Origin of the sequence: Desulfocucumis palustris, from assembly GCF_002933875.1 — a bacterium.
GTDB lineage: Bacteria > Bacillota > Desulfotomaculia > Desulfotomaculales > Desulfocucumaceae > Desulfocucumis > Desulfocucumis palustris.
The window spans coordinates 1-388 of record NZ_BFAV01000017.1 but is presented as its reverse complement, the minus strand read 5'-3'; the positions used below and the strand labels follow the sequence as shown (position 1 = coordinate 388).

General features: G+C 47.2%; 1 protein-coding gene. It reads left to right on the top strand.

Annotated elements, in window-relative coordinates; translation table 11 throughout:
• Positions 1–172: 172 nt before the first annotated feature.
• Positions 173–388: Rpn family recombination-promoting nuclease/putative transposase (locus DCCM_RS01050; RefSeq protein WP_174705125.1), on the top strand; the 216-nt coding region annotated here is incomplete at its 3' end.

Sequence of the window (388 nt, the reverse complement as noted above, 5' to 3'; positions counted from 1 at the left end):
CGATTCTTGAATTGAATTCATTCGAAGGAGTCAATCATCTTTCCGGTGGTTGACTCTTTCTCTTACATAAAATTATTTATCGGAACTGCAATGTGACGAATGGAAAACACTTTCCCATACCCCTGCCGTCGCGGCCACCACCATGGTATAATAACTTTAGGATGTGATTGCGTTGCCGAACAATGGCAAGACGGAACAGAAACCTCACCACAACCCCCACGACAAGGGATACAGGCAACTTTTGGCAAACAAGAAGACTTTTCTGGAACTTCTGCAAACCTTTGTCAGAGAAGGCTGGGTGCGGGAGATCGACGAAGGCGACCTGACGCTGGTCGACAAGTCCTACATCCTGCAGGATTTCAGCGATAAAGAGGCCGACATCGTTTAC